At 58.6% G+C, this 24,706-nt stretch carries 19 protein-coding genes, 1 tRNA gene and 4 pseudogenes; 7 read left to right on the forward strand and 17 right to left on the reverse strand.

Annotated features, from left to right (window positions below; all coding sequences use genetic code 11):
- Positions 1-10: 10 nt before the first annotated feature.
- Positions 11-832, reverse strand: coding sequence for an ABC transporter permease (locus tag BG841_RS06430; protein WP_070056903.1), 822 nt, complete (start codon positions 830-832; stop codon positions 11-13).
- Between the two features lie 76 nt (positions 833-908).
- Positions 909-1,889 (reverse strand): ABC transporter substrate-binding protein, encoded by a 981-nt coding sequence (locus BG841_RS06435; protein WP_198929165.1) that lies wholly within the window; start codon positions 1,887-1,889, stop codon positions 909-911.
- A 649-nt stretch (positions 1,890-2,538) separates the two neighbouring features.
- Here BG841_RS06435 and BG841_RS06440 point away from each other — a divergent pair.
- Together BG841_RS06440 and BG841_RS06445 are read left to right on the forward strand one after the other, a co-directional pair.
- Complete coding sequence (locus tag BG841_RS06440; RefSeq protein ID WP_070056904.1) at positions 2,539-2,832, forward strand: type II toxin-antitoxin system RelE/ParE family toxin; 294 nt, start codon at positions 2,539-2,541, stop codon at positions 2,830-2,832.
- Between the two features lie 14 nt (positions 2,833-2,846).
- Entirely contained in the window at positions 2,847-3,170 is a 324-nt protein-coding gene (locus BG841_RS06445) for a HigA family addiction module antitoxin (RefSeq protein ID WP_070056905.1), read from the forward strand.
- 392 nt (positions 3,171-3,562) lie between these two features.
- On the opposite strand, the pseudogene BG841_RS16840 reads toward BG841_RS06445, so the two are convergent.
- From BG841_RS16840 to rpmH, 7 genes and pseudogenes are all read right to left on the reverse strand, one after another.
- Positions 3,563-3,673: pseudogene (locus BG841_RS16840) on the reverse strand (IS110 family transposase); the annotation flags it as partial.
- 3 nt (positions 3,674-3,676) lie between these two features.
- Positions 3,677-3,808 (reverse strand): annotated as a pseudogene (locus tag BG841_RS17695) (site-specific integrase); the annotation flags it as partial.
- Positions 3,809-3,833: 25 nt separating this feature from the next.
- Positions 3,834-5,198, reverse strand: a complete 1,365-nt coding sequence (gene mnmE / locus BG841_RS06450; protein ID WP_070056906.1) for a tRNA uridine-5-carboxymethylaminomethyl(34) synthesis GTPase MnmE — start codon at positions 5,196-5,198, stop codon at positions 3,834-3,836.
- 85 nt (positions 5,199-5,283) lie between these two features.
- Positions 5,284-6,996, reverse strand: coding sequence for a membrane protein insertase YidC (gene yidC, locus BG841_RS06455; RefSeq protein WP_070056907.1), 1,713 nt, complete (start codon positions 6,994-6,996; stop codon positions 5,284-5,286).
- A gap of 4 nt (positions 6,997-7,000) precedes the next feature.
- A complete protein-coding gene (gene yidD / locus BG841_RS16435; protein WP_074454299.1) occupies positions 7,001-7,246 on the reverse strand; it encodes a membrane protein insertion efficiency factor YidD in 246 nt (81 codons plus the stop codon).
- Complete coding sequence (rnpA, locus tag BG841_RS06460; protein ID WP_070056908.1) at positions 7,246-7,656, reverse strand: ribonuclease P protein component; 411 nt, start codon at positions 7,654-7,656, stop codon at positions 7,246-7,248. Before rnpA ends, yidD begins: the two co-directional genes overlap by 1 nt.
- 16 nt (positions 7,657-7,672) lie before the next feature.
- On the reverse strand, positions 7,673-7,807 hold the full coding sequence (gene rpmH, locus BG841_RS16440) for a 50S ribosomal protein L34 (RefSeq protein ID WP_074454301.1): 135 nt from the start codon (positions 7,805-7,807) through the stop codon (positions 7,673-7,675).
- 659 nt (positions 7,808-8,466) lie between these two features.
- Between rpmH and dnaA the strand changes: the two genes are divergently transcribed.
- The 5 genes and pseudogenes from dnaA (at position 8,467) to gyrB (ending at position 16,002) form a co-directional block, all read left to right on the forward strand.
- Positions 8,467-9,918, forward strand: a complete 1,452-nt coding sequence (gene dnaA, locus BG841_RS06465; protein ID WP_070056909.1) for a chromosomal replication initiator protein DnaA — start codon at positions 8,467-8,469, stop codon at positions 9,916-9,918.
- Between the two features lie 63 nt (positions 9,919-9,981).
- A complete protein-coding gene (gene dnaN, locus BG841_RS06470; RefSeq protein WP_070056910.1) occupies positions 9,982-11,085 on the forward strand; it encodes a DNA polymerase III subunit beta in 1,104 nt (367 codons plus the stop codon).
- A gap of 30 nt (positions 11,086-11,115) precedes the next feature.
- Positions 11,116-12,388, forward strand: a pseudogene (locus BG841_RS06475) (ABC1 kinase family protein).
- Positions 12,389-12,429: 41 nt separating this feature from the next.
- Complete coding sequence (gene recF / locus BG841_RS06480; protein WP_070056911.1) at positions 12,430-13,563, forward strand: DNA replication/repair protein RecF; 1,134 nt, start codon at positions 12,430-12,432, stop codon at positions 13,561-13,563.
- Positions 13,564-13,587: 24 nt separating this feature from the next.
- Positions 13,588-16,002, forward strand: a complete 2,415-nt coding sequence (gene gyrB / locus BG841_RS06485; protein WP_070056912.1) for a DNA topoisomerase (ATP-hydrolyzing) subunit B — start codon at positions 13,588-13,590, stop codon at positions 16,000-16,002.
- A 93-nt stretch (positions 16,003-16,095) separates the two neighbouring features.
- Here the strand turns inward: gyrB and BG841_RS06490 are convergent, their stop codons facing one another.
- The 8 genes and pseudogenes from BG841_RS06490 to def form a co-directional block, all read right to left on the reverse strand.
- The gene (locus BG841_RS06490; protein WP_070056913.1) at positions 16,096-16,851 is read right to left on the reverse strand and encodes a VC0807 family protein; all 756 of its coding nucleotides are present in this window, start codon (positions 16,849-16,851) and stop codon (positions 16,096-16,098) included.
- A 220-nt stretch (positions 16,852-17,071) separates the two neighbouring features.
- Positions 17,072-17,148 (reverse strand) — tRNA-Pro (locus tag BG841_RS06495).
- Between the two features lie 102 nt (positions 17,149-17,250).
- Positions 17,251-19,340 (reverse strand): annotated as a pseudogene (glyS, locus tag BG841_RS06500) (glycine--tRNA ligase subunit beta).
- A gap of 2 nt (positions 19,341-19,342) precedes the next feature.
- Complete coding sequence (gene glyQ, locus BG841_RS06505) at positions 19,343-20,332, reverse strand: glycine--tRNA ligase subunit alpha (protein WP_070056914.1); 990 nt, start codon at positions 20,330-20,332, stop codon at positions 19,343-19,345.
- 117 nt (positions 20,333-20,449) lie between these two features.
- Entirely contained in the window at positions 20,450-21,823 is a 1,374-nt protein-coding gene (trkA, locus tag BG841_RS06510) for a Trk system potassium transporter TrkA (RefSeq protein WP_070056915.1), read from the reverse strand.
- A complete protein-coding gene (rsmB, locus tag BG841_RS06515) occupies positions 21,820-23,121 on the reverse strand; it encodes a 16S rRNA (cytosine(967)-C(5))-methyltransferase RsmB (protein ID WP_070056916.1) in 1,302 nt (433 codons plus the stop codon). The genes trkA and rsmB overlap by 4 nt, the downstream gene beginning before the upstream one ends.
- The gene (fmt, locus tag BG841_RS06520; protein WP_070056917.1) at positions 23,122-24,057 is read right to left on the reverse strand and encodes a methionyl-tRNA formyltransferase; all 936 of its coding nucleotides are present in this window, start codon (positions 24,055-24,057) and stop codon (positions 23,122-23,124) included.
- Positions 24,058-24,160: 103 nt separating this feature from the next.
- Positions 24,161-24,664 carry a peptide deformylase gene (def, locus tag BG841_RS06525; protein WP_070056918.1) on the reverse strand — a complete coding sequence of 168 codons (504 nt, stop codon included), beginning with the start codon at positions 24,662-24,664 and terminating at the stop codon, positions 24,161-24,163.
- Positions 24,665-24,706: the final 42 nt, after the last annotated feature.

Genomic DNA, 24,706 nt, shown 5'->3' on the forward strand with positions numbered 1-24,706 from the left:
CATAATAACCTCAGGCGGCGGGGCTGGCAGTGGCACCCGAAACAGAGCGTGCCAGCAGCAACGCCAACCAGGTGATCAGGCCGAGGATGATGCTCAGCGTCGCCGCCATGGCGAGATTGGCGCCCAGGGTGAATTCGGTGTAGATCGTCATCGGCATCACGTTGATACCGCTGGCCAACGCAAACGCGGTGCCGAAAGCGCCCATGGAGGTTGCAAAGCAGATTGCGCCACTGGCAATCAGTGCTGGCTTCAGCGCCGGAAGGACCACATCAAGGAAAACTCTGGTGCGCGATGCGCCGAGCGAGCGAGCGGCCTCTTCAAGCTGGTGATCCATTTTCTCGACCGCGGCTATGACCGTCAGCAAGACACGGGGAATGGAAAAGTAGACATACCCCACAAACAGCCCGACGACAGAATAGGCAAAGGTCCAGCGCGTGCCGTCTATCAGCAGACCCAGTTCGGCGCTCAGCCCCTGACGACCGCCCAGCATGATCACCAGAAAGCCGACCACGACGCCGGGGAAAGCCAAAGGGAAGGTCAGCAGGGAAACCAGTACCGACTTACCGGGAAAGTGATTGCGGGCCAAAAACAAGCCGCTCACCACCGCGATGGCCAAGGTCACCAGGGTGGTTGCTACCGACAGCATCAGCGTTTCCAGCAGACTGGTCAGGTAGCGGCTGTCGGTGAGCGCCTGCCAGTAAATCACCACACCGTCGTCACCGCCGGTGGAGATCAGGATCAATTTACCCATGGGAATCAGCAAAAAGGCGCAGGTTATGATGAGCACCGGTAGCATCATCACAATCAGGGAAGGTGTCAGTCGGGTGAACATAGGGTTTCTCAACAGAAGATGGTCACAGAGCAAAATAAGAGGGGGCTTGGCCCCCGCCTTCGGGACAGAGTCTCGATCAGTTCAGCCGATCAAGGTACCGTCTCTGAAAACTGCTCTGTACTTCGGCCATTTTCTTGTAATCGACGGCGACTGCCCGGGCATACTCGGATTCGGGCAGAAATTTGGCCTTCACCTCATCCGGCATGGTGTCGGGGCGAACCGGGCGCAGGAACGCCTGGGCCCACACCGCCTGTCCCTTGTCGGATAGCACGAAATCCAGAATCCGGCGACCCTTTTCCGGGTTGGGAGAGTTTTTCACCAGGCTCATCACGTAGGGGACAACAACACTGCCCTCTGCAGGGATGACAAACTCGATGTTGGCACCGTCCTTGTATTTCGCGCGGTAGGCGTTGAAGTCGTAATCCAGCAGGATCGGGATCTCACCGGAGATCACCCGGGCATAGGAGGTTTGTTTGGGTACGATCGGCCGATTCTGCTGCAGCTGGGCGAAATAGTTCAGAGCCGGTTCGAAGTTATCCAGATCGCCGCCCAGTGCACCATTGATGGCCACCGCACCGGCATAACCAACAAAGGCACTGGTCGGGTCCAGATACCCCACCATTCCCTTGTAGATCGGATCAAGCAGATCCTGCCAGCTCTTCGGCACCGGCTTGCCCTCCAGCGCATCCACATTAACGAACAAACCAATGGTGCCGGAATGGATGGTGAACCACTCGCCGTCAGGGTCTTTCAACCCGGTGGGGATTTGCTCCCAATTAGCGGGCTGGTAGGCTTCAGTCACGCCCTTGCCTGCTGCGGTAATGCCGAAAGACACACCGTAGTAGGCCACATCAGCCACCGGGTTGTTCTGCTCAGCCAGCAGCTGCGACAGGGTCTGTCCGGAGTTCTTGTTGTCAAACGGCACGACGTACCCCAGCTCGTGCTTGATCACCCTGAGCTGAGTGCCCCAATCCGCCCAGTGGGGCGAGCAGTTGTAGCAGATGGCATCGGCTGCCTGGGCAACGGCAGCGCCCAGGACACTTGCGGTTACCGCCATGACTGAAGCCCACTTTAATAAACGTTGTTTAAACATCATTGTTACTCTCATCGGACAGTCGCAAAGGGTATTTCTGGCGCGCCACCGTCTACCCGCTGATTTGACCCGAGCCGCCCGTGCGCTGTTTTGATGGTGGATGACTGGACCTGGAATGGCCCCCCTTGGTGTTGGAGGGCAATATAGGGTTGGGATGTTAACGCTTGATGACAGAATGCTGATGAGGCTGCCACGGAGGGGGCGTTACAACGGCGGCCGGGTTCTTCGCTAGAGAAGGGAAAGGTGGAGCCTGCCGGTGGTCGGGATGAGCGTCACTTGCCGATACAGAATCTAACAACCCAAATAAAAACAATAAGTTATAGATATTTTGGAGCACATACGGAGTGCAAAAAACTGCGAAAAAAGTGTAAATGTTTATAAGTTTTTTCAGAACCGGTTCCTGACCACCCAATTCCAAACCGGGATAAGTGGGAAACTGGGAACCCTGTATCTGTTTCAATTGTAAAATCCGAGCATTGAGACCGACTCATAGCGCCTTCATACCAGCTCTAGCTATAGTAACATCGTTTTCTAAACGGATTCGTTCTCATTTAAACAGCATTGACGCACAAAGGCGTTGTGCATACAATGAATAAAAAGTGATCAGGTAACTATGGCGGTTGAATTCAGGGATGCGTGGCTGGAAGCTTTCTACGAGCAAGACCGGAGCCATAAGAAAATACCCAGCACCATTGAAGGTGCCCTCTTTAGGAAGATCCAGATTCTGGATGCCGCAACGCAGGAGTCAGACTTGAGGATTCCGCCGGGTAACCGGTTTGAGCATTTACAGGGAAACCTGTCTGGATGGTGTTCCATTAGGGTAAACAAACAGTATCGCCTGATCTTTCGCTGGGAAGACAGCACCGCCCTGGATACGTACCTGGACCCACATACGTACAAGGGTTAGTGGAGGTTATAGTTATGAGAACTACAAAACGTCGTCCGGTGACCGTGGGCCAAATGCTGGTCACCGAGTTCCTGGAGCCGATGAACATAGAAATCAGTGAGCTGGCAGAAGCCATGGGTGTGCACAGAAATACCCTCAGCCGGATTGTTCACGACAAAGGCACCTTGACCGCGCCCATGGCCATCAAACTGGCAGCGGCTCTGGGAAATACACCGGAGTTTTGGCTGAACATTCAGCACGCAGTTGAATTATGGGATGTGCGTCATCGTGCCTATGAACAAGAAGCTAAGAACGTGAAACCTGTAAAGCCTCACGTTCTGCCGATGAAGCAAGCCTGAAAAATAACTTGATTCCGCCGCGCTTCCCGTTCTTCTGGAAATCTACAAAGAGCTGGCATAAGAGATGTTACCGGTACCAGTTTTTTTCACTTGGGTAAAGCAGCTGTAATCCCCCTACATGGACGCTCCCGGCTTGCCAAGTCTTCAACGAATATGACATTAGGCAAAGATTGCCCCCGTACATTCGGACTTTCTCTGTGGTTCACCCACTGTCCCTGATGGAATGTGCTGGCCGGTGCCCCAATCGTTTTTTCGCACTCATCGCACAGGGGGGGATTACGGGCTTTGCCGACCGCGGTCTAACCTGTTTTCCATCATCATTGATTACCAGAGCAATCGACGAGCTATACCTCTATCAACATTTGGTTCTGTGCTCTCACTGGCCGAGTTGATTATGCTCCAGCGTAATCAGCTTGGAATTCGCTATCATGCGCCAACAAGGCCCACACAATCCGGGCATTTTTATTCGCCAGCGCTACCGTAGCCACGTTCTTATGGCGTCGTACATTCACCAATTTTGTTTGCCGTAAAATAATGCGGTAATGATCACCGCCGAATTCCTCTATCTCACCCCATACCAGCTTGTGGATATCTGACCAGCGCAGGCCTGTGGTGCAGGAATGCAGGAATGTCGGCCGTGTTCTTGGCCAGTTTGGTAGCGATTTACTTTCCGATGCAAAAACTGCTGAAAATCTTGCCCAGCAGATCATCCGGGGTCAGCGTCCCGGTGATTTCCCCCAGGGCATCCTGAGCGGCGCGCAGGTCTTCGGCCAGCAACTCGCCGGCACCATAGCCCTCCAACTGTGCGCGCCCCTGCCACACCGACGCCTGGGCGCGCTCCAGCGCATCCAGGTGGCGGCGACGGGCCAGAAAGCCGCCTTCGGTGGTGCTGGCAAAGCCCATGCACTGTTTCAGGTGATCGCGCAGCGCGTCCAGACCTGCGGCGGATTTGGCCGCCAGACGCAGCACCGGTCCCGACGCCGTGTTCGTCAGCCCCACCGGCTCCCCGGTCAGATCCACCTTGTTGCGCACCACGGTGACCGGCGCGGACTCCGGCAGGTGGTCGATAAAATCGGGCCAGATGTCGTGGGGCTCGGTTTCCGCGGTGGTGGTGGCATCCACCATCAGCAAAATGCGGTCCGCCTGGCGGATTTCCTCCCAGGCCCGGGCAATGCCGATCTGCTCCACCGCATCGGGACTGTCCCGCAAGCCGGCAGTGTCGATGATGTGCAGGGGCATGCCATCGATATGAATGTGTTCCCGCAGTACGTCCCGGGTGGTGCCTTCAATGGGCGTTACGATGGCCGCTTCCCGACCCGCCAGGGCGTTGAGCAGACTGGATTTGCCAGCGTTGGGACGGCCGGCAATCACCACTTTCATGCCGTCCCGCAGGATGGTGCCTTGTTGCGCCTCCGCCAGAATCAGCTGCAGATCCCGGGTGATGCTGTCCAGATCCGCAGAGACCTTGCCGTCGGCGAGAAAATCAATCTCTTCTTCGGGGAAGTCGATGGCCGCTTCCACATAGATGCGCAATCGGGTCAACGCGTCCACCAGGGCGTCGATGCGCCGGGAAAACTCTCCCTGCAGGGAACGCATGGCGCAGCGAGCGGCCTGTTCGGAACTGCTTTCGATCAAATCGGCAATGGCCTCGGCCTGGGTGAGGTCAAGTTTGTCGTTCAAAAAGGCGCGCTCCGAGAACTCCCCCGGCCGGGCCAGCCGCGCCCCCTGATTGCACACTTCGCGCAGCAGCATGTCCAGAATGACGGTGCCGCCGTGGCCCTGAAGTTCCAGCACGTCTTCGCCGGTGAACGAGTGGGGGTTGGGGAAAAACAAGCCAATACCCTCGTCGATCAGCCCCCCTTCGCCGTCCCGAAAGGCGCCGTAATGGGCGTAGCGGGGTTGTGGGGCAAACCCGAGCATGGCGGTGGCAATGGCCAGTGCCCGGGGGCCGGACACGCGCACGATCCCGACACCGGCCTGACCCGGTGCGGTGGCAATGGCGGCAATGGTGTCGGTGCTCAGGTTCATCTGCAGGGCTCCCGGGGCAGGTTGGCGGTATACAACAAAGGCCCCGAGTCGGAGCCTTTGTGGGGATTATTCAAACGCGCTCAGGTCAGCGGGTTTTGGTGGCCATTTCCGCTTCAATCTTGCGGGTAATGTACCACTGCTGGGCGATCGACAGAATGTTGTTGACCAGCCAGTAGAGTACCAGACCGGCAGGGAACCACAGGAAGAACACGGTAAACACCACCGGCATCAGTTTCATGATCTTGGCCTGCATCGGATCGGGCGGTGCCGGGTTCAGACTCATCTGGATGAACATGCTGGCGCCCATCAGAATCGGCAGAATGAAGTAAGGGTCCATCACCGACAAGTCGTGAATCCACAACATGAACGGGGCGTGCCGCAGTTGCACACTTTCGAACAGCACCCAGTACAGGGAGATGAACACCGGCATCTGGACCAGAATCGGCAGGCAGCCGCCCAGCGGATTGATCTTCTCTTTTTTGTACAGCGCCATCATTTCCTGCGACATACGCTGGCGATCGTCCCCGTACAGCTCACGCAGCCGGGTCAGTTGCGGTGCCACGGCGCGCATCCGTCCCATGGACCGGTAGCTGGTGGCCGACAGATGGAAAAACACCGCCTTGACCAGCACCGTCAACAGGATGATCGCCACCCCCCAGTTACCCACCAGTCCGTGGAACCATTCCAGAATGATGAACAGCGGCAGGGCGATGAAGAACAGGAAGCCAAAATCCACCGTGCGATCCAGATTGGGTGCCACCGCTTCGAGCCGGTCGATGATTTTCGGTCCGATGTATGCACGGGCACTGGCCTGCCCGGTTTCACCCGGCGCCACCACAGTGGCCGGGCTGACAAACCCCATCACCTGCAGGTTGCCACGCTGTGTGCTCTGGAACTGGTTGGCCTGGTTTTCCTCTGGTATCCATGCGGTGAGGAAGTAATGCTGCAAAAACGCCAACCAGCCGTTGGCGACGGTCTGGTTGATGGGTTTTTTGCTCAGGTCACCGAAATCGTATTTTTCGTAGGGTTTGTCCGGGGTGCTGACCACCAGTCCCAGGAACGCCTTGATACCCAGACTGTTCTGGGCGGTCGGATCCGGGGTCTGGTCGCGCACGATTTTGCCCGTCAGATTGCCTTCCCAGACGCTGTCCGACTGGTTTTCAATCAGATAATCAAGTTTGATTTCGTAGCTGTTACGGGCCACACGGTAACGTTTGGTGACCTTGACGCCGGTGTCGCTGGTGAACACCAGATCGACCTGCAATTCGGATTCGCCGGCACCGAGCTCATAGCTGGATTCTGCTGACTGATACACCGGTGGGGGGCCGTTACGACGGCTGTCAAAGCCGTGTTTACCGATAAGACCACTTTCCAGCAGATAGGTGCGCTGGGCGTCGTTTTGCAACAATTTGAGCGGTTGTTCACTGCCCAGACGGTCGTCGTACGCCAGCAGGGAGGATTCCACCAGATTGCCGCCTACCGGGTCAATTTTGAGCTCCAGAACGTCCGTGCGCAGGGTAATCAGCTGACTGCTGACCGGCACGGAACGGCTTTCTGCGCTGAGGGTAGCGGGGTTGGTGCCTTCAGGGGTTATGAACTCTTCGTCACTGGCAGCAGCGGTTTGCCGGGCGGTGGATGATTGCTCACCGGCCTGCTCGAAACCCGCTGAGGACGCATTGGAATGCTGGGTGGCCACCGGCGTTACCTGTGGCTGGTGATAATCTTCATTCCAGGCAAGAACCATCAGATAGCTGACAATGGCCAGGCCGGCAAATAGTACAATGCGTTGAATATCCATAAACCTACTGTGTCGTCTGTGTGTCTTTGGGTGGAGTTATATCAGGTACCGGATCATACCCGCCTTGTGCCCATGGATGACAGCGCAGAAGCCTTTTACTGGTAAAAAACAGCCCCTTGCAGGCACCGTGACGTTCGATCGCCTCAATTGCGTAAGCAGAACAGGTTGGGTGATGACGACAGTGGCTGGCCATCATGGGGCTGATAGCGTACTGGTAAAAACGGATGGGTAGAAGCAGAGTTCTGCGCATTAACCCGAGCCTTTACTGAGACCAACTGTGTCTGGATGCGCTGGTGCAGTGGGGAGAGACCGGGCCTTGCGGACTAACCGCTGCCACAACTCGTTGAGAATTGTGTGAAGTTCCGGATTGTCCACCGCTGCCAACCCCTGGCGTCCCAATACCACGATGTCCAGGGACGGCAAGGCTGGTTGCAGGCGAAACGTTTCCCGGACCACGCGTTTGACCCGGTTACGTTGCACCGCCAGTTTCAGGTGCTTTTTCGAGAACACCAAGCCGATTCTGGCGTGTCCCAGGGCATTGGGCGTCGCCAGGATCAAAAAGTGCTTGTGTGGCACCCGAACCTGAACGTTACTGAAGACTTCGCTGTAATCCCGCGGTTTCAGCAACCTGGCGGTCTTTGGAAAGCCCGAAGCCTTCATTGCTGCAGGTTAAATATTAAGCAGACAGACGCACACGGCCTTTGGCACGACGACGGGCAAGGATCTTACGACCGTTTGCAGTAGCCATACGGGCACGGAAGCCATGGTTGCGCTTACGCTTCAGATTACTGGGTTGAAACGTTCTTTTCATTGGGGGTTCTCACATTACGAATGATGGAAATTCAGTTGCTGGCTGTAAATTGAACAGTCGGAACAGGTGCGGCATTTTATGCAATGTGGGCGTGCATTTCAATGGCTGGTTTTCGACAGCCCAAAATCCGTCCGCCGAAGGGTGGTGGCGAAGCGGTTAATATTAGTAGTTAGTTCTTTTTTTTAATTCTTTTAAAGATCTATTATTACTGTTATTAGGCCTGGTGATTTCTGTGGGTAAGGTTATTAATCTCATACCAAACAGCAAGTTACACTAATGACAACCGCGTTGAGCGATGGGGATAGGCGCTGTGGATAACGCCAAAACGAATTGGGGATAACTTTCCAGTCTGGCTCGAACCGGACTTATCCAGAGACGGTGAAAAAGTTAACCACAGGCCTGATGAGGTGTTGCTCACACCCCGATGTGTGTAACTCTAAAGCGCGATTTTCTGTACACAAGGGTGTTTGTAAGGTTGTAACTATCTGATATTTAAGGGTAAAGATATTCACAGGGTGTGGGTTGTTTTATTCCTGCCCTTTAATTGGGTGCGTTGGCAGGGTAGAATCCGGCTTCAATGAATACTTTCTGTCGTGGACACCCGCTGTGTGGCTCAGCAGGGTCCCGACCGTGGTTTACCGTGTTGGAGGCAGACTGCCTTGTCGCAGACTATTTGGCATCAATGCCTGGAGGTATTACGGGATGAATTTCCCGCTCAGCAATTCAATACCTGGCTGAGACCGTTACAGAGTGATCTTCGTGAAGGGCAGCTGATGTTGTTCGCCCCCAACCGCTTTGTGATGGATTGGGTTAACGAAAAATACCTGGACCGGATCAAAGAAGTGCTCAAGGATCTGGAAGGGGGGCAGGCCCCGAAAGTGGGGATGAAGGTGGGTTCGGCGCCCAAGCAGGAGCAACCGGTGGAGCCTTCCGCGGCCGCGACGCCCCCACCCGGATCCTTTCAGGAAGACGTCGGGACGGTGACCGAAGAAGAGCAAGGGGTGGCGGCTTCGGCCAGGGACGCCCGTGCCCGTAACAGAGGGGAAACCGGCGGTCGGCCGCGGGTGCAGGTGGAAGGTGACATCAAGCATCAGAGTTTTCTGAATGAAGGCTTCACCTTCGATACCTTTGTGGAAGGCAAGTCCAACCAACTGGCCCGCGCGGCCTCCATGCAAGTGGCGGAGAATCCGGGAGGCGCCTATAACCCTTTGTTCCTGTATGGCGGCGTTGGGCTGGGTAAAACCCATTTGATGCACGCCATTGGCAACGACATTGTACGACGGAATCCCCGTGCCAAAGTGGCCTATCTGCGCTCGGAACGGTTTGTCGCGGATATGGTCAAGGCGTTGCAATTGAACGCGATCAACGAATTCAAACGCTATTACCGCTCGGTGGACGCGTTGCTGATCGATGACATTCAGTTTTTTGCGCGCAAAGAGCGTTCCCAGGAAGAATTTTTTCACACCTTCAATGCCCTGCTCGAGGGGGGCCAGCAGGTGATTGTTACCTGTGACCGTTTCCCCAAGGAAATCGTCGACATGGAAGAGCGGCTCAAGTCCCGGTTCGGTTGGGGGCTGACCGTGATGGTGGAACCGCCCGAGCTGGAAACCCGGGTGGCCATACTGATGAAAAAGGCGGAGCAATCCAACGTCAGACTGAGCAGCGAAGCGGCCTTTTTCATTGCCCAGAAAATCCGCTCTAACGTCCGAGAGCTGGAGGGAGCGCTCCGACTGGTGATAGCGAATGCTCACTTCACCGGGTCGGAGATTACGCCGCCGTTCATTCGCGAAAGCCTTAAGGATTTACTGGCGTTGCATGAGAAACAGGTCAGTATTGACAACATTCAGCGCACGGTGGCCGAGTATTACAAGATCAAGGTTGCGGATTTACTGTCGAAACGCCGCACCCGGGTGGTGACCCGTCCGCGGCAGATTGCCATGTCCTTGTCCAAAGAGCTGACCAATCACAGTCTGCCGGAAATCGGCGATGCCTTTGGCGGGCGTGACCACACCACGGTGTTGCACGCCTGTAAAAAAGTCGTTGAATTGCAGGAAACGGATGCAACCATCCGTGAGGATTACCAGAACTTTATGCGTCTGCTGACCAGTTAAACCGATGGGTTGGGCAAGGTCGCGAAAACAGACTTCATTCATTGATAACAAGTTGTGAGTGCCATGAAACTGACAATCAGCCGAGAGTCTCTGCTTACCCCGCTGCAGTCGATCGCCGGGGTGGTGGAGCGTAAACAGACCATGCCGGTGCTGTCCAACGTGTTGTTGGTGGCCGAAGACAACACGCTGACACTGACCGGCACCAACATGGAAGTAGAACTGGTGGCTCGGGTGGTACCGGTGCATGTCGACCAGCCCGGACGCATCACCGTGCCAGCACGCAAATTGGTGGATATCTGCCGCGCCCTCAACGAGGATTCGTCCATCGACCTGGTGCTCGAAGGGGATCGTTTGCACATCCGCAGCGGTGCCAGTCATTTCACCTTGTCGACCCTGCCCGCGGAGCATTTCCCCAATGTGGAAGACGAACCGGAAAGCTTCCGCCTGGAATTGCCGCAACGGGAACTGCAGCGCATGCTGGATGCGACGGCGTTCGCCATGGCGCAGCAGGATGTGCGCTATTACCTGAACGGGCTGTTGCTGGAGGTGGATCAGAATCACGTGCGCACAGTGGCCACCGACGGTCACCGGCTGGCCATGGCCTATATGGAGGTGCCCATGGGCTGTCCGGAAGTGCGACAGGTGATTGTCCCCCGCAAGGGGGTGCTGGAGCTGGCGCGACTGCTGGACAATGTGGAAACGCCGGTGACGCTGGTGATTGGTGACAACCACTTGCGGGCCACGGTGGGCGCGTACACCTTCACCTCCAAGCTGATTGAAGGCAAGTTTCCCGACTATAATCGGGTGATTCCCCGGGGCGGCGACAAGGTGGTGCTGGCCGATCGCACCACCCTGAGAAACACCCTGCAACGGGCCGGCATCCTGTCCCATGAAAACATTCGTGGGGTGCGTCTCAACCTGACGCCGAACCAGCTGCAGGTGTTTGCCAACAACCCCGACCAGGAGCAGGCCGAGGACACTCTGGCGGTGGAGTATCAGGGCGAAGCGCTGCAAATCGGTTTTAACGTGGGCTATCTGGTCGACGTGATGAATGCACTGGAGGAAGATCAGGTCAAACTGACCCTGGCGAACCCCAACAGCAGTGCGCTGATCGAGGCGCAAAACGATAACCGCTGCCTGTATGTGGTCATGCCCATGCGGTTGTAGGCGGCGCCCGCTAACAGGACGGTGGTGATCATGGTGGCAGTGACCCGGGGAATCAAAGGCGCGTTCAGAATCGGTCAGACCTTATCGGTGCTGGGGCGCACCGGGATCAACTGGGTCCGGGGGGAGCGGCCACCAGCCCCCCGGTTGTTGCGACAGACATTCGAATCCCTGGGGGCCACCTACATTAAACTGGGGCAGTTCATCGCCAGTTCCCCGACCTTTTTTCCCCAAGGAATACGTCGACGAGTTTCAGAATTGCCTCGACCAGACCCCTCACCTGCCCTTTCGGGTGATCCGTAACGTGATTGCCGCCGAGCTGGGGCGTCCGGTGCATGAAGTATTCGCGCACATCGACCCGGTGGCCCTCGCCTCGGCGTCGATTGCACAGGTGCACGCCGCCCGCCTGGTGACCGGCGAGGATGTGGTCATCAAGGTGCAAAAGCCCGGGGTGGAAAACCTCCTGCAAACGGATCTGAGTTTTCTGTACCTGTCTTCCCGTTTGGTGGAGGCGCTGGCACCGCGCCTGTCCTGGACCTCCCTGTCGGGGATTGTGGAAGAAATTCAACGCACCATGATGGAAGAGTGCGATTTCATCAAAGAAGCGAAGAATCTTCAGGTGTTCCGCGAGTTTCTGCACGCCACCCACAATACCGACGCCACGGTGCCCAAAGTCTACGAGCACGCCAGCAGCCGGCGCATGCTGACCATGGAACGGTTTTATGGGGTGCCGCTGACCGATCTTGCCAGTATCCGTCAAGTGACCGATGACCCGGAGCGCACGCTGATCACCGCGATGAACACCTGGTTTGCCAGCCTGACCCGGTGTGAGTTTTTTCACGCCGACGTGCACGCCGGGAATCTGATGGTGTTGCAGGACGGTCGTGTGGGGTTCATTGATTTCGGTATAGTCGGGCGCATTGCCGCCGATACCTGGGAAGGGGTGTCCGACTTCATCGCCACGGTGATGGTGGGGGATTTCGATGGCATGGCGCGGGCCATGGTACGTATCGGGGTGACGCGGGAGCAGGTGAACACCGGGTTACTGGCCAGCGACCTGCGCCAGCTGTATGAACGGATGGACAGTATGGTGGCGGGGCCAGGACGCTACGGGGCAGACCAGACCGACGAGGAGGTCAACAACATCCTGCAGGAAATCGTTAAAATTGGTGAATGCCACGGGCTGCACTTCCCGCGGGAGTTTGCCCTGTTGTTGAAACAGTTTTTGTATTTTGATCGTTATGTCCATATTCTGGCCCCCGAAATGGACGTGTTTCTGGACGATCGCCTGAGTCTGCTGCAGTAAATGGCCGCAACCCCCTCTTTTGGCGGAGCACCTGCTTTTCTATGGCACTGGTGAAGTTACACACCCAGCATTTTCGTAATCTGGACGACGCACCCATTTCGTTTTCACCGGCCATCAACCTGGTGTATGGCCAGAACGGCAGTGGCAAAAGCAGCCTGCTGGAAGCGATCGGGTATCTGGCGTTGGGCCGGTCTTTCCGGGTCGGTCGCCACCAGGCGGTGTGTCAGCACGGCCAGCACAAATTCACCGTGTTTGGCGGGCTCGACGGCGGTTTCGACTCACCCCGGCAGCGACCCGCTGACGGGGCCACCCCCCTCGCCCACCGGCTGGGCATTGCCCGCGACCTGAGTGCCAAAGAAACCAGTCTTCGGGTCGATGGCGTGGCGGTGCGCAGCCTGTCGGCCCTGGCCCGCCACTTCCCCGTCTCCGTCATCGATCCGGGGGTGTTTGACATCATTGCCGGGGGGCCCGGTAAACGCCGGCAATTTCTGGACTGGTCAGTGTTCCACGTGGAACCTTCGTTCTCTTCGGTGTGGCAGCAGTGTCAAAGAGTGACGTCACAGCGGAACCAAACGCTCAGAAATGGTAGACTAGACGACGCGCTAATCAAGGTGTGGGACAGTCAATACGTGGTGCTGGCCGAACAGGTGACCGAAGCGCGGCGGCGAGCGTTTGCACAGTTCAGCGAAGCGTTCAGGGGGTTGCTGGCGGAAACCCGGTTGCCCTGGGTCGATGGCATGAAGCTGGAGTTTTACCCGGGATGGGACAAGACCCGCGCCCTGAGCGACGTGCTGGTGGCGCACCGGCAGCAGGAATTACGCATGGGGCACACCCTGTATGGCCCCAACCGGGCGGACCTGCGTTTACGCTTCGAGGGGCGTCCGGTTGCCGAAACTTTTTCCAGGGGGCAGCAAAAGACCCTGGTGGTCCTGATGAAAATTGCCCAGTGCATGGTGCTGTCGGCCCAGGGCAAACAGGTCACCTTTCTTCTCGACGACATCAACGCGGAACTGGATATCGACAACCGTGCAATGTTGGCGGAAAAATTACACACCCTCGGCTGTCAGGTTTTTTTAACGTCTATCGAAAAACCTTGCCCCCGCAAATTGTGGCGGGCATCGCAGCCAGCATTCAAAATGTTCCACGTGGAACATGGCAAACTAACGCAAGAATAAGACCAGCGCTTTAGGAGCGTCCTAATGAGTGAATCGAGTTATAACTCCTCAAGTATCAAAGTCCTGAAAGGCCTGGATGCCGTTCGTAAACGGCCCGGTATGTACATTGGGGACACGGACGATGGATCCGGTCTGCACCACATGGTCTTCGAACTGGTGGACAACTCCATCGATGAGGCGTTGGCGGGTTATTGTTCCGAGATCGGCATTGTTATCCATGCGGACGAATCCGTCAGTGTGCGCGACAACGGCCGTGGGATTCCCGTGGACATGCACGAAGAGGAAGGCGTATCCGCCGCCGAAGTGATCATGACGGTGCTGCACGCCGGCGGCAAGTTTGACGACAATACCTATAAGGTGTCCGGTGGCCTCCACGGTGTGGGGGTGTCGGTGGTCAATGCCTTGTCGGAAAAACTGAAGCTGACCATTCGCCGCAACAACAAGGTCTACGAGCAGGTGTACAGCCACGGGGTACCCAAAGCGCCCCTGACCGAACTGGGGGACACCGACAAGAGCGGCACCGAAGTGCACTTTATCCCCTCTTCCGAAACCTTCACCAACATCGAATTTAGCTACGACGTGCTGGCCAAGCGCCTGCGCGAACTGGCGTTTCTGAACAGCGGCATCCGCATCCGGCTGAAGTGCGAAAAATCCGGCCGGGAAGAAGTCTTTGAGTACGAGGGCGGATTGCGGGCGTTCGTGGAACACCTCAACACCAGTAAGACCCCGATCAACCGGGTGTTCCATTTCAGCACCTTGCGGGACGACGGCATCACCGTCGAAGTGGCCATGCAATGGAACGACGCCTTTCAGGAAAACATTTACTGCTTCACCAACAACATCCCCCAGCGGGACGGTGGTACCCACCTGGCGGGCTTCAGAGCCGCACTGACCCGCTCCCTCAACAACTACATTGACAGTGAGGGGCTGGGCAAGACCGCCAAGGTAAGCACCTCTGGCGACGACGCCCGGGAAGGTCTGACGGCCATAATCAGTGTGAAGGTGCCCGACCCCAAGTTTTCGTCTCAAACCAAAGACAAACTGGTGTCGTCGGAAGTCCGTACGGCGGTGGAACAGGAGCTGTATCAGTCGCTGTCCGAGTTCCTCGTGGAACAACCCAACGAAGCGCGGCTGATTGTGAACAAGATGATTGAAGCCGCGCGGGCCCGGGAAGCCGCCCGGAAAGCCCGCGACATGACCCGCCGCAAAGGGGCGCTGGACATCGCCGGCCTGCCGGGCAAGCTGGCGGATTGTCAGGAGAAGGACCCGGCCCTGTCCGAACTCTACATTGTGGAGGGTGACTCGGCCGGTGGCAGTGCCAAGCAGGGCCGGGACCGGCGCACTCAGGCCATTCTGCCCTTGAAGGGTAAGATCCTGAACGTGGAAAAAGCCCGCTTTGACCGCATGTTGTCGTCTCAGGAAGTGGGTACGCTGATCACCGCACTGGGGTGTGGGATTGGCCGGGAAGAATTCGACGCGGACAAACTGCGCTATCATTCCATCATTATCATGACGGACGCGGACGTCGATGGCTCTCATATCCGCACCCTGCTGCTGACCTTCCTGTTCCGTCAGATGCGCGAAATCATTGAGCGGGGCCATGTGTTCATCGCCATGCCGCCCTTGTACAAGGTCAAGCGCGGCAAGCAGGAGCAGTACCTGAAGGATGAGAAGGCGATGGAAGCCTTTCTCACCCAAAGCGCCCTGGACGGCGCCCAGCTGTTCGTGAATCCGGATGCCCCGGCAATCAAGGGATCGGCGCTGGAGACCATGGTGACCGACTACAATACGGTGATGCACCTGATCGAGCGTCTGTCCCGGGCCTACCCCGCCAAGGTGCTGGAACAGATGCTCCGAAACAGCACCCTGCAGCCGGAGGACATGAAGGACGAAGCGATTGTGAGCCAATGGGTAGAGCGCCTCGGGGCGGAACTGACACTGGATGTGCGCACCGGCACCAACTACCTGTTTTCGGTCGAACGGGACGACGAGCGTCAGCTGTACTTACCCAAGGTGGACATGGTCATTCATGGGATTGGCCATTCCTATGTGTTCGATCAGGATTTCTTCGAATCCACCTCCTACGCCGCCATTGCCCGTATGGGTGAAACCCTGGACGGGCTGATTGAAGAAGGAGCCTACGTGCAGCGCGGTGAGCGCAAACAGGCGGTGCTGTCGTTCGAAGGGGCGCTGAGCTGGCTGATGAAAGAAGCCCAGCGAGGGCTGACCCTGCAACGTTATAAAGGCCTGGGCGAGATGAACCCGGAGCAGTTGTGGGAAACCACCATGGATCCGGAAACCCGCCGGATGATGCAGGTGACCATCGATGACGCCATCGCCGCCGACCAGATCTTCGCCACCCTGATGGGGGACGATGTCGAGCCCCGTCGTGAGTTCATCCAGAGTCACGCTCTGGAAGTGCACAACCTGGACATCTGACCGGCCCGGCTAGCGCCGTGTCCGCACCCAGAGGTAAAAAAAAGCCAGTCTCCGATCGTCGGGGACTGGCTTTTTTAGTGGGCGCGCGCCGGCTTATTTGGGGGCGGACCTGGGGGGTTGATCCTTGTCGCTGTCCGGATGCAGGTGGGGCGCCATGACCTCTTCCAGGGTGTAACCGGTGAGCCGGCGGATGGTACGCCACAGGTAATAAAAAATCGCCATCATCATGATCATGGAGGGGATGGCGATCATCGGGTAACTGACCAGGGTCATCCGGCCCAGTTCCTCATTGAACGCCTGCGTGCCCGCCGGGCTGACGACGATCCATTTGGCCAGGATGTAATTCATCACCGAGGAAAACAAGAAGGTGCCACTGAACAGATAACTGGCGGTGAGCAGTCGCGCTTCAAACTCCGCTTCGCACTGGTGCTTGACCAGGGCCTGGCGGATTTTTTCCACGTTGAGAATTTTCGGGTTGTACAACAGGGTACGCACCAGCGGGTATTTGGTGCGCGTGGACACCAGCACCGCCAGACCGATCAACAGGGGCACCGCGGCCTCCTTGACCGCCAACCATTGCGGGTCCAGCTCCATCAGGCCGATGCCGCCGGTCAGGCCAACACTGACCACCCCGAGCACGGCGATAAAGTTGTATTTACGATAGCGAACGAGCTCGAACAACCCCCACCCCAGCGGAAAGGCAAGCCCTATAATCAGCGCCCAGGTGCTGCCCAGGTGGGCGTCGCCACTGAATTTCATCAGAATCACCGACGGAATGATGATGCTGACCAGCAGATCCACCCAGGGTCTGGGTTTGTGTTCAGGTATGTGTCCAGCTGTGTTGCTCATAAGTAAGGTGCAGACTCTGTCAGATAATATGATTGCAGTGGGGGTGTCCCGGGCGTAACGTGAGTGGCGCCGAACAGGACGGATATGGCGCCGCTCCCGGTGGTTGATGACGTCCGGGGGTGTACGGATCAGGCCTTAGTGTAGCCTGCCTTGCAGCGACTAAAAAGTGGTTTGGCTGGAGGAACCGGGAAGTTACTTACAGGAGGTGACGGGAATGAGTTGGTCGGCGTGGCAGGATTCGAACCTGCGACCCCTTCGTCCCGAACGAAGTGCGCTACCAAGCTGCGCCACACGCCGTATTGCCGCAAGCATTATACCGGACCGGCGGAAATTATCCAGAACGGGCGGTGCAAATCTCGCCCTGCCCGTTCTGGCAACATTGCCCTTCCAGCCTTGCGCTCAGGCGCTGCTGTGGGAGCTGGGCAACAGGGAGATGTCGGCCACCCGCAAAAACAGATTGCGCAACCGGTTCAGCAGCGCCAGCCGGTTGTTGCGCACCGCGTCATCGTCCGCCATCACCATCACCTGATCGAAAAACTGATCCACCGCGCCCTGCAGGCTGGCCAGCGAGCTGAGCGCGGCGCCGTAATCGCCCTGCTCCAGCAGCGGCAGTACGATGCGGGCCTGTTGCTCGACCTGCTCGGCCAGAACCTTCTCCGCGTCGTCCTGCAGCAGGGTCGGATCGACGGTTTCACCCACCTGATCCCCCCCTGTTTGGTGAGGATGTTGGACACGCGTTTATTGGCCGAGGCCAGTGCCTGGGCTTCCGGCAATTGACGGAAAGCCTCCACCGCGTTGATGCGGCGGTCAAACACCAGAGGTTTGGTGGGCCGGCGGGCATGCACGGCCAGGTAGACTTCGGCCACTATGCCTTGCTCCTCATAGTGAGCACGGAAACGCTCCAGCATATAATCCACCACGGTGGTGGCGGTGTCGGCCGCGATCAGGTCGCCAAACCCTTCCGCCGCCCACTCGCAGCAGACCTGCAGATCCAGGGGCAAACCCCGTTCGATAATGATGCGCAGTACCCCCAACGAGGCACGGCGCAGCGCGAACGGGTCGCGGGTGCCTGACGGGGGCTGATTGATGCCGAACAGGCCCACCAGAGAGTCCAGACGGTCGGCAATGGCCAGGGCGCAGCCCGTCGGCGTGGCAGGTAATTGGTCACCGGCAAAATGAGGCATGTACTGCTCATTGAGCGCGCGGGCCACTTCCTCCTGTTCGCCGTCGTTCTGGGCGTAGTACTGCCCCATCACGCCTTGCAACTCACTGAACTCGAGCACCATCTGGGTCACCAGATCGGTCTTGGCCAGCATGGCGGCACGCTCGGCCAAGGCCGGCTGACTGCCAATGGCGCTGGCGATCTTGCTGGCCAGGGCGGCCACCCGTACCGACTTGTCGTAAATGCTGCCCAGCTTTTCCTGAAACACGATGGGTTTGAGCCGCTCGATGCGGTCTTCCAGACGGGTTTTGCGGTCGGTTTCGTAGAAAAAGGCGGCATCGGCCAGACGTGGCCGGATGACCTTTTCATTACCGGCGATCACCTTGGCGGGGTCCCTGCTCTCGAGGTTCGCCACGGTGACGAACAACGGCAGCATGTGCCCCTCGCCATCGACCACGTGGAAATACTTCTGGTGCTCCTTCATCGACGAGATCAGGGCTTCTGCGGGCACCTCCAGAAAGCGCTGGTCGAACCGGCCCAGCAAGGGCACCGGCCATTCATTGAGCGCGGTGACTTCATCCAACAGTTCCTCATCGATGACCGCGACGGCGTTGCCTTCCTGTTGGGCGAGTGCGACGACGCCCTTGCGGATCAGTTCGCGTCTTTCGGCAAAGTCGGCGAGCACATAGCCTTCCTGCTTGAGCACCACTTCATAATCCGCCGGGGTGGGGATAATCAGGGTCTTGGGGCAATGGAAGCGATGGCCGCGGGTTTTGTTACCGGGGGTCAGGCCCATGATGGGGCTGTTGATGACCTGGTTGCCGAACAACAGCACCACCCAGTGCACCGGGCGCACAAACTCCACCCGGTGGGCACCCCAGCGCATGCGTTTGGCGATGGGCAAATTGGCGAGGGATTGTTCCACCAGCGCCGGGATCAGCTCGACCGTGCGCTTGCCCTGCTCGACACTGCGGTACACCAGCCAGGCGCCCTTGTCGGTTTCCATGGTATCGAGCTGGTCCGGGGTGATGCCCAGGGAAGTGGCAAACCCGGTCAGCGCGCGGGTGGGGTTACCGGCATCGTCAAACGCTGCTTTCACCGCGGGCCCGCGTTTTTCGATCGGTTTGTCCGGCTGGGCGTCCTGCAGGTCACGAATGCGCACAGCAAGACGCCGGGGCGCGGCGAACGTTTCGATCAGACCGTGGCTGATGCCGGCCGCTGCCAGGCCTTTGCCGATGCCCTGGGTAAACGCCTCGGAAAGGGTTTTGAGTGTTTTCGGGGGCAGCTCTTCGGTGCCCAGTTCAACAAGAAAATCTTGTGTTGCCATGATTATGCGTTCCCTTTCCGCGTGTCTGCTGCGGGTTCATCGTCTGCCTTGGCCAACAGTTCCTTGCGCAACTCCTCGGGAGCCAACGGGAATCCATGGGCTTTGCGGCTGTCAAAGTAGGCCTTGGCCACTGCCCGGGCGAGATTGCGCACCCGCAGGATGAATCGTTGGCGCTCGGTCACGGAAATTGCGTGGCGGGCGTCCAGCAAGTTGAATGTGTGTGAGGCTTTCAGTACCTGTTCGTAGGCAGGCAGTGCCAGTCCGAGGTCAATCAGCCGGCGGCTTTCCCGCTCGTAGACATCGAAGCTGTGAAACAGGAAGTCGGTGTCCGCGTGCTCGAAGTTGTAGGTGGACATCTCCACTTCCTGCTGATGAAACACGTCACCGTAGGTGACCACCCCATCGGGTCCGTGGGTCCACACCAGGTCGTATACGCTGTCGACCCCCTGGATATACATGGCGATGCGTTCCAGACCGTAGGTCAGCTCACCGGTCACCGGGTAGCATTCAAGACCGCCCACTTGCTGGAAATAGGTAAACTGGGTGACCTCCATGCCGTTCAGCCAGATTTCCCAACCCAGCCCCCAGGCACCCAGGGTGGGGGACTCCCAGTTGTCCTCCACAAAACGGACGTCGTGCACCAGCGGATCCAGCCCCAGCGCTTTGAGTGAGTCGAGGTACAACTCCTGGATGTTATCCGGAGAGGGCTTGAGCACTACCTGGAACTGGTAATAGTGTTGCAGGCGGTTGGGGTTTTCACCGTAACGGCCGTCGGTGGGACGGCGGCTGGGCTGCACGTAAGCCGCGTTCCAGGTTTCCGGGCCGATCGCCCGCAGGAATGTGGCGGGGTGAAAGGTGCCAGCACCCACTTCCATATCCAGGGGTTGGAGCACGACACAGCCCTGCTGCGCCCAGAAGTTTTGCAGAGCCAGTATCAGACCCTGAAAGGTTTTAATGTCCGGTGAGGTGTTGCACGTTGCCTTGTCTGTCACGACGGTTGCCTGCTGCTCAGTCTGTGTGTGGCGCGAAGGTGTGTCTGTCACGCATCGAAATAAAAACGGCATTATACGCTGCCGGAGCGGGCTTTTCTAAAAGCCGGTGACGGTACGTCAGAAAAATGTCAGCCCCACCGCAAACAGCCGTTCGACATCGCGGATGCGGGTCTTGTCCACCAGAAACAAAATCACGTGGTCGTCGGGCTGGATCCGCAGATGGTCGTGGGCGATCAGCACCTCGTTGTGGCGTACGATGGCGCCGATGGTGGTGCCTGCAGGGAGCGTCACTTCATCCAGTCGCCGCCCCACCACCTTGGAGGACCGGTGATCCCCGTGGGCGATCACCTCAATAGCCTCGGCGGCCCCCCGGCGCAGTGAGTAAGCATTTACTATGTCGCCACGCCGCACGTGGGTGAGCAGACTGCCGATAGTCGTTTGCTGGGGTGAAATGGCCACGTCAATGTCGCCGCCCTGGATCAGATCCACGTAATCCGGGTTGTTGATCAGGGTCAGCACCTTACGGGCGCCCAAGCGTTTGGCCAGCAACGAGGCCATGATATTGGCTTCGTCGTCGTTGGTCACCGCACAGAACACATCGGTGTTCTCGATGTTCTCTTCCAGCAGAATGTCTTTGTCGGCACCGTTGCCTTCCAGCACCACGGTATGTTTGAGGCTGTCCGACAGGGTGATGCAACGCTCGTGGTTACGTTCCAGCACCTTCACCTGATAACGCCCTTCCAGCGTCTGTGCCAGGCGGTGCCCGATGTTGCCGCCGCCGCAGATGAACACCCGCTTGTAGGGTTTGGTGAGCGGCTGCAACTCACTCATCACCTGGCGCACGTGATCGGTTGCGGCGATGAAAAAAATCTCGTCGCCGTCTTCGATAACCGTGTTGCCCTGGGGGATGATCGGCCGGTCTTTGCGGAAGATCGCGGCAATGCGGGTGTCGATCCGCGGCATGTGGGTGCGCAGGTACGACAGTTCGTGACCCACCAGCGGCCCGCCTTCGGTGGCACGGATGGCCACCAGACGCGCCAGACCGTTGGAAAACTCCAGAATCTGCAAAGCCCCGGGGTACTCGATCAGGCGGGTAATGTTGCGGGTGACCAGATACTCCGGGCTGATCAGTGCGTCCACCGGAAAGCCCCGGTCACCGAACAGTTCTTTGCTGGCCAGATACGCACTGGCACGCACCCGGCTGATTTTGGTAGGTGTGTTGAACAGAATGCTGGCGACCTGGCAGGCCACCATGTTGGTTTCGTCGCTGCTGGTGACCGCGATCAGCATTTCGGCGTCCTCTGCCCCCGCCTGCCGCAAAACTTCCGGGTAGGAGCCGCTCCCCTCCACGGTGCGGATATCCAGCCGGTCGCCCAGTTCCCGGAGCCGGGCTCCGTCACTGTCGATCACGGTAATATCGTTGGCCTCGTTAGCCAGGTTTTCCGCCAGAGTGCCACCGACCTGGCCTGCTCCGAGGATCAGAATCTTCATGGCGCAACCCGCTCCAGAACCGCGTAGAAAAAACCGTCGTGACTGTCGGGCTCCGGCAGCAGTTGCCGCCCCGCCCCCATGTCCCGGCCCCAGCCGGCGTCGATGTGAACCAGTTGGGTCGTGTCCTGCTGTTTGAGAAAACGCTCCACAATGCGATGATTTTCCTGGGGGAAAATGGAACAGGTGGCGTACACCAGACGCCCACCCGGCTTGAGGACTGACCACATGGCCGTCAGCAGATCCAGCTGGATGGCCGCCAGCGGGGTGATGTCCGCTTCACGGCGCAATAGTTTGATATCCGGATGGCGCCGGATCACCCCGCTGGCGCTGCAGGGTACGTCCAGCAGAATACGGTCAAAGGGCGTGCCCTCCCACCAGCTGTCGGTGGCGCCAGCGTCGGCGGCCATCACATTGGCCACCAGTCCCAGACGCTCCAGATTTTCGTCCACCCGCACCAGACGCTCAGCGGACTGGTCAATGGCCACCACCTCGCCCAGCTCCGCACAGGCTTCCAGAATCGCGCAGGTCTTACCGCCCGGTGCGGCACAGGCGTCGAGCACCCGCTGGCCCGGCTGCAGATCCAGCAAGCCGGTACACAATTGCGCAGCCTCGTCCTGGACACTGACCAGGCCCTCGGCAAAACCGGGCAGCAGGTCCACCGCCACCGCCTGCTGCAGCTGGATACCCTGGGGGGCAAAGCGGGTGGCCCGGGCGTCAATACCGGCTTCGGCAAGTCGGGCGAGATACGCCGCCCGGCTGGTCCGCCGGGCGTTCACCCGCAGGGTCATGGGGGCCTGCTGATTGTTGGCCGCGAGGATGGCTTGCCAGTCGTCGGGCCAGTTGTGGCGCAATTTCTCCCGCATCCACAGGGGATGGCTCAGTGTCGTACCGGAATCCGGGTAGGCTGGCTCGCCGTCGCGCTGGGCGCGGCGCAAGGTGCCGTTAACCAGTCCGGTCAGATGGGGTTTGTTCAATTCCCGGCAGGCTTCCACGGTCTCATTAAGCACCGCGTAGCTGGCCTGCTGGCTGAATCGGAGTTGGAACAGGGCGACCATCATCAGATGGTGAATGATGCGGTCCTGTTTGCGTAGCGGGCGTTTCAATCGCTGGTCCAGCTCCGCGTCAAGGCGGTGGAACCAGCGGCAGGTGCCGTAACTGAGGGCCTGCAATCCCGCCCGGTCCCGCTCGGCCACGCGCAGCAGGGCCGGCGGCAAGCACTGGGAGAGTGACTGGCCCTGTTCGACCGCCTGAATGACCCGGGCGGCGGCGGCGCGCAGGCTGTGCGAGGGTTCGGCCATCTAGTGCAGCTCCTCGCCGACCAGCAGCAGGGGTTTGCCACCGTTGATCAGGTCGTTGACGGACTGTGCCCGCGCGCCCGGCAATTGCAGTTGCTGGATGCGCAACCCTTCTTGCCCACAGCGGACATCGATGCCGTCGCGATCACGCCGCACAATTGTACCGGGCCTGACGTCGTCGCTCAGGGGCACCACGACCGCCTGGTGCAACCGGACGCGCTGCGCCGCCAGATCGGTGTAACTGCCGGGCCAGGGGTTGAACGCGCGTATCTGCCGGTCAATCTCCACCGCCGGACGGTGCCAGTCGACCCGCCCCTCCTCTTTGCTGAGTTTGTGGGCGTAGCAGGCCTGGCCGTCGTCCTGGGCTTCGGCCACCAGCGTGCCCGCTTGCAATTGCCCGAGGGCCTCCACAATGGCCTCGCCGCCCATGACGGCGAGCCGGTCATGCAAACTGCCCCCGGTATCGGTCGGGGTGATGGGCGTCGTTACTTTCAGCAACATGGCGCCGGTATCCAGCCCGGCATCCATCTGCATGATGGTGATGCCGGTTTCTGTGTCACCGGCGGCAAGAGCGCGCTGGATGGGGGCGGCACCCCGCCAGCGGGGCAGCAGCGAGGCGTGAATGTTCACACAACCCAGCCGTGGCAGCGCGAGAACCGCTTCCGGCAGGATCAGACCGTAGGCAGCCACCACCATCACATCGGCGTTCAGGGCGGCCAGTTCGGCCTGCGCGTCAGGGGTTCTCAGACTGGCCGGCTGGTACACCGGAATGCCCGCCTCCAGCGCCACCTGTTTGACCGGGCCCGGCACAAGTTTGCGCCCCCGTCCGGCCGGTCGATCCGGCTGTGAGTAAACGGCCACTATCTCGTGCCCGCTTTGCAGCAGGGCGGTGAGGGCGGAAGCGGCAAAATCGGGGGTGCCCGCAAATATTAGTCGCACGGTGGTGTGATCTCTGCTTCGGTGAATACGAAAAAACCGGGCCCGGGCCCGGTCTGCATACCAATCTGTCTACGTAGGGCCTGCGGCGGAAGGCAATGACCGGTCAGGCGCGGAGTTTGTGTTGTTTCTCAAGTTTCTTGCGAATCCGGGTGCGCTTGAGCGGGCTGAGATAATCCACAAACAGCTTGCCTTTCAGGTGGTCCATTTCATGCTGGATACACACCGCCAGCAGACCGGTGGCTTCCATTTCGAAGGGCTGGCCGTTGCGGTCGAGACTCTTGACGCGCACGTGATCGATCCGGGAAACGTCTTCATAGAACCCCGGCACCGACAAACAGCCTTCCTGCATGTCCTGATAGTCACCTTCCAGCACTTCCACTTCCGGATTGATCAGCACCAGCGGCTCGCTGCGGTCTTCCGACAGGTCCATCACGATAATCTGCTGGTGGACATTGACCTGAGTCGCCGCCAGACCGATACCGGGGGCATCGTACATGGTCTCGAACATGTCGTCGATCAGGGTACGAATCTCGTCCGTGACCTCTTTCACCGGTTTGGCAACAGTGCGTAAACGTGGGTCAGGAAACTCTAAAATATCTAAAATCATGGTGCATCAATTCGTTGGTGTGTTGGTCCGTGCGTTGATCCC

The sequence above is a fragment of the Marinobacter sp. X15-166B genome (genome assembly GCF_001752365.1).
GTDB lineage: Bacteria > Pseudomonadota > Gammaproteobacteria > Pseudomonadales > Oleiphilaceae > Marinobacter.

What these genes read in the sequence shown, in the direction of transcription:
- BG841_RS06430 (WP_070056903.1), bottom strand. Translation starts at nt 832, where the DNA reads ATGTTCACCCGACTGACACCTTCCCTGATTGTGATGATGCTACCGGTG.
- BG841_RS06435 (WP_198929165.1), bottom strand. Translation starts at nt 1,889, where the DNA reads ATGGCGGTAACCGCAAGTGTCCTGGGCGCTGCCGTTGCCCAGGCAGCC.
- BG841_RS06440 (WP_070056904.1), top strand. Translation starts at nt 2,539, where the DNA reads ATGGCGGTTGAATTCAGGGATGCGTGGCTGGAAGCTTTCTACGAGCAA.
- BG841_RS06445 (WP_070056905.1), top strand. Translation starts at nt 2,847, where the DNA reads ATGAGAACTACAAAACGTCGTCCGGTGACCGTGGGCCAAATGCTGGTC.
- mnmE (WP_070056906.1), bottom strand. Translation starts at nt 5,198, where the DNA reads ATGAACCTGAGCACCGACACCATTGCCGCCATTGCCACCGCACCGGGT.
- yidC (WP_070056907.1), bottom strand. Translation starts at nt 6,996, where the DNA reads ATGGATATTCAACGCATTGTACTATTTGCCGGCCTGGCCATTGTCAGC.
- yidD (WP_074454299.1), bottom strand. Translation starts at nt 7,246, where the DNA reads ATGCGCAGAACTCTGCTTCTACCCATCCGTTTTTACCAGTACGCTATC.
- rnpA (WP_070056908.1), bottom strand. Translation starts at nt 7,656, where the DNA reads ATGAAGGCTTCGGGCTTTCCAAAGACCGCCAGGTTGCTGAAACCGCGG.
- rpmH (WP_074454301.1), bottom strand. Translation starts at nt 7,807, where the DNA reads ATGAAAAGAACGTTTCAACCCAGTAATCTGAAGCGTAAGCGCAACCAT.
- dnaN (WP_070056910.1), top strand. Translation starts at nt 9,982, where the DNA reads ATGAAACTGACAATCAGCCGAGAGTCTCTGCTTACCCCGCTGCAGTCG.
- recF (WP_070056911.1), top strand. Translation starts at nt 12,430, where the DNA reads ATGGCACTGGTGAAGTTACACACCCAGCATTTTCGTAATCTGGACGAC.
- gyrB (WP_070056912.1), top strand. Translation starts at nt 13,588, where the DNA reads ATGAGTGAATCGAGTTATAACTCCTCAAGTATCAAAGTCCTGAAAGGC.
- BG841_RS06490 (WP_070056913.1), bottom strand. Translation starts at nt 16,851, where the DNA reads ATGAGCAACACAGCTGGACACATACCTGAACACAAACCCAGACCCTGG.
- trkA (WP_070056915.1), bottom strand. Translation starts at nt 21,823, where the DNA reads ATGAAGATTCTGATCCTCGGAGCAGGCCAGGTCGGTGGCACTCTGGCG.
- rsmB (WP_070056916.1), bottom strand. Translation starts at nt 23,121, where the DNA reads ATGGCCGAACCCTCGCACAGCCTGCGCGCCGCCGCCGCCCGGGTCATT.
- def (WP_070056918.1), bottom strand. Translation starts at nt 24,664, where the DNA reads ATGATTTTAGATATTTTAGAGTTTCCTGACCCACGTTTACGCACTGTT.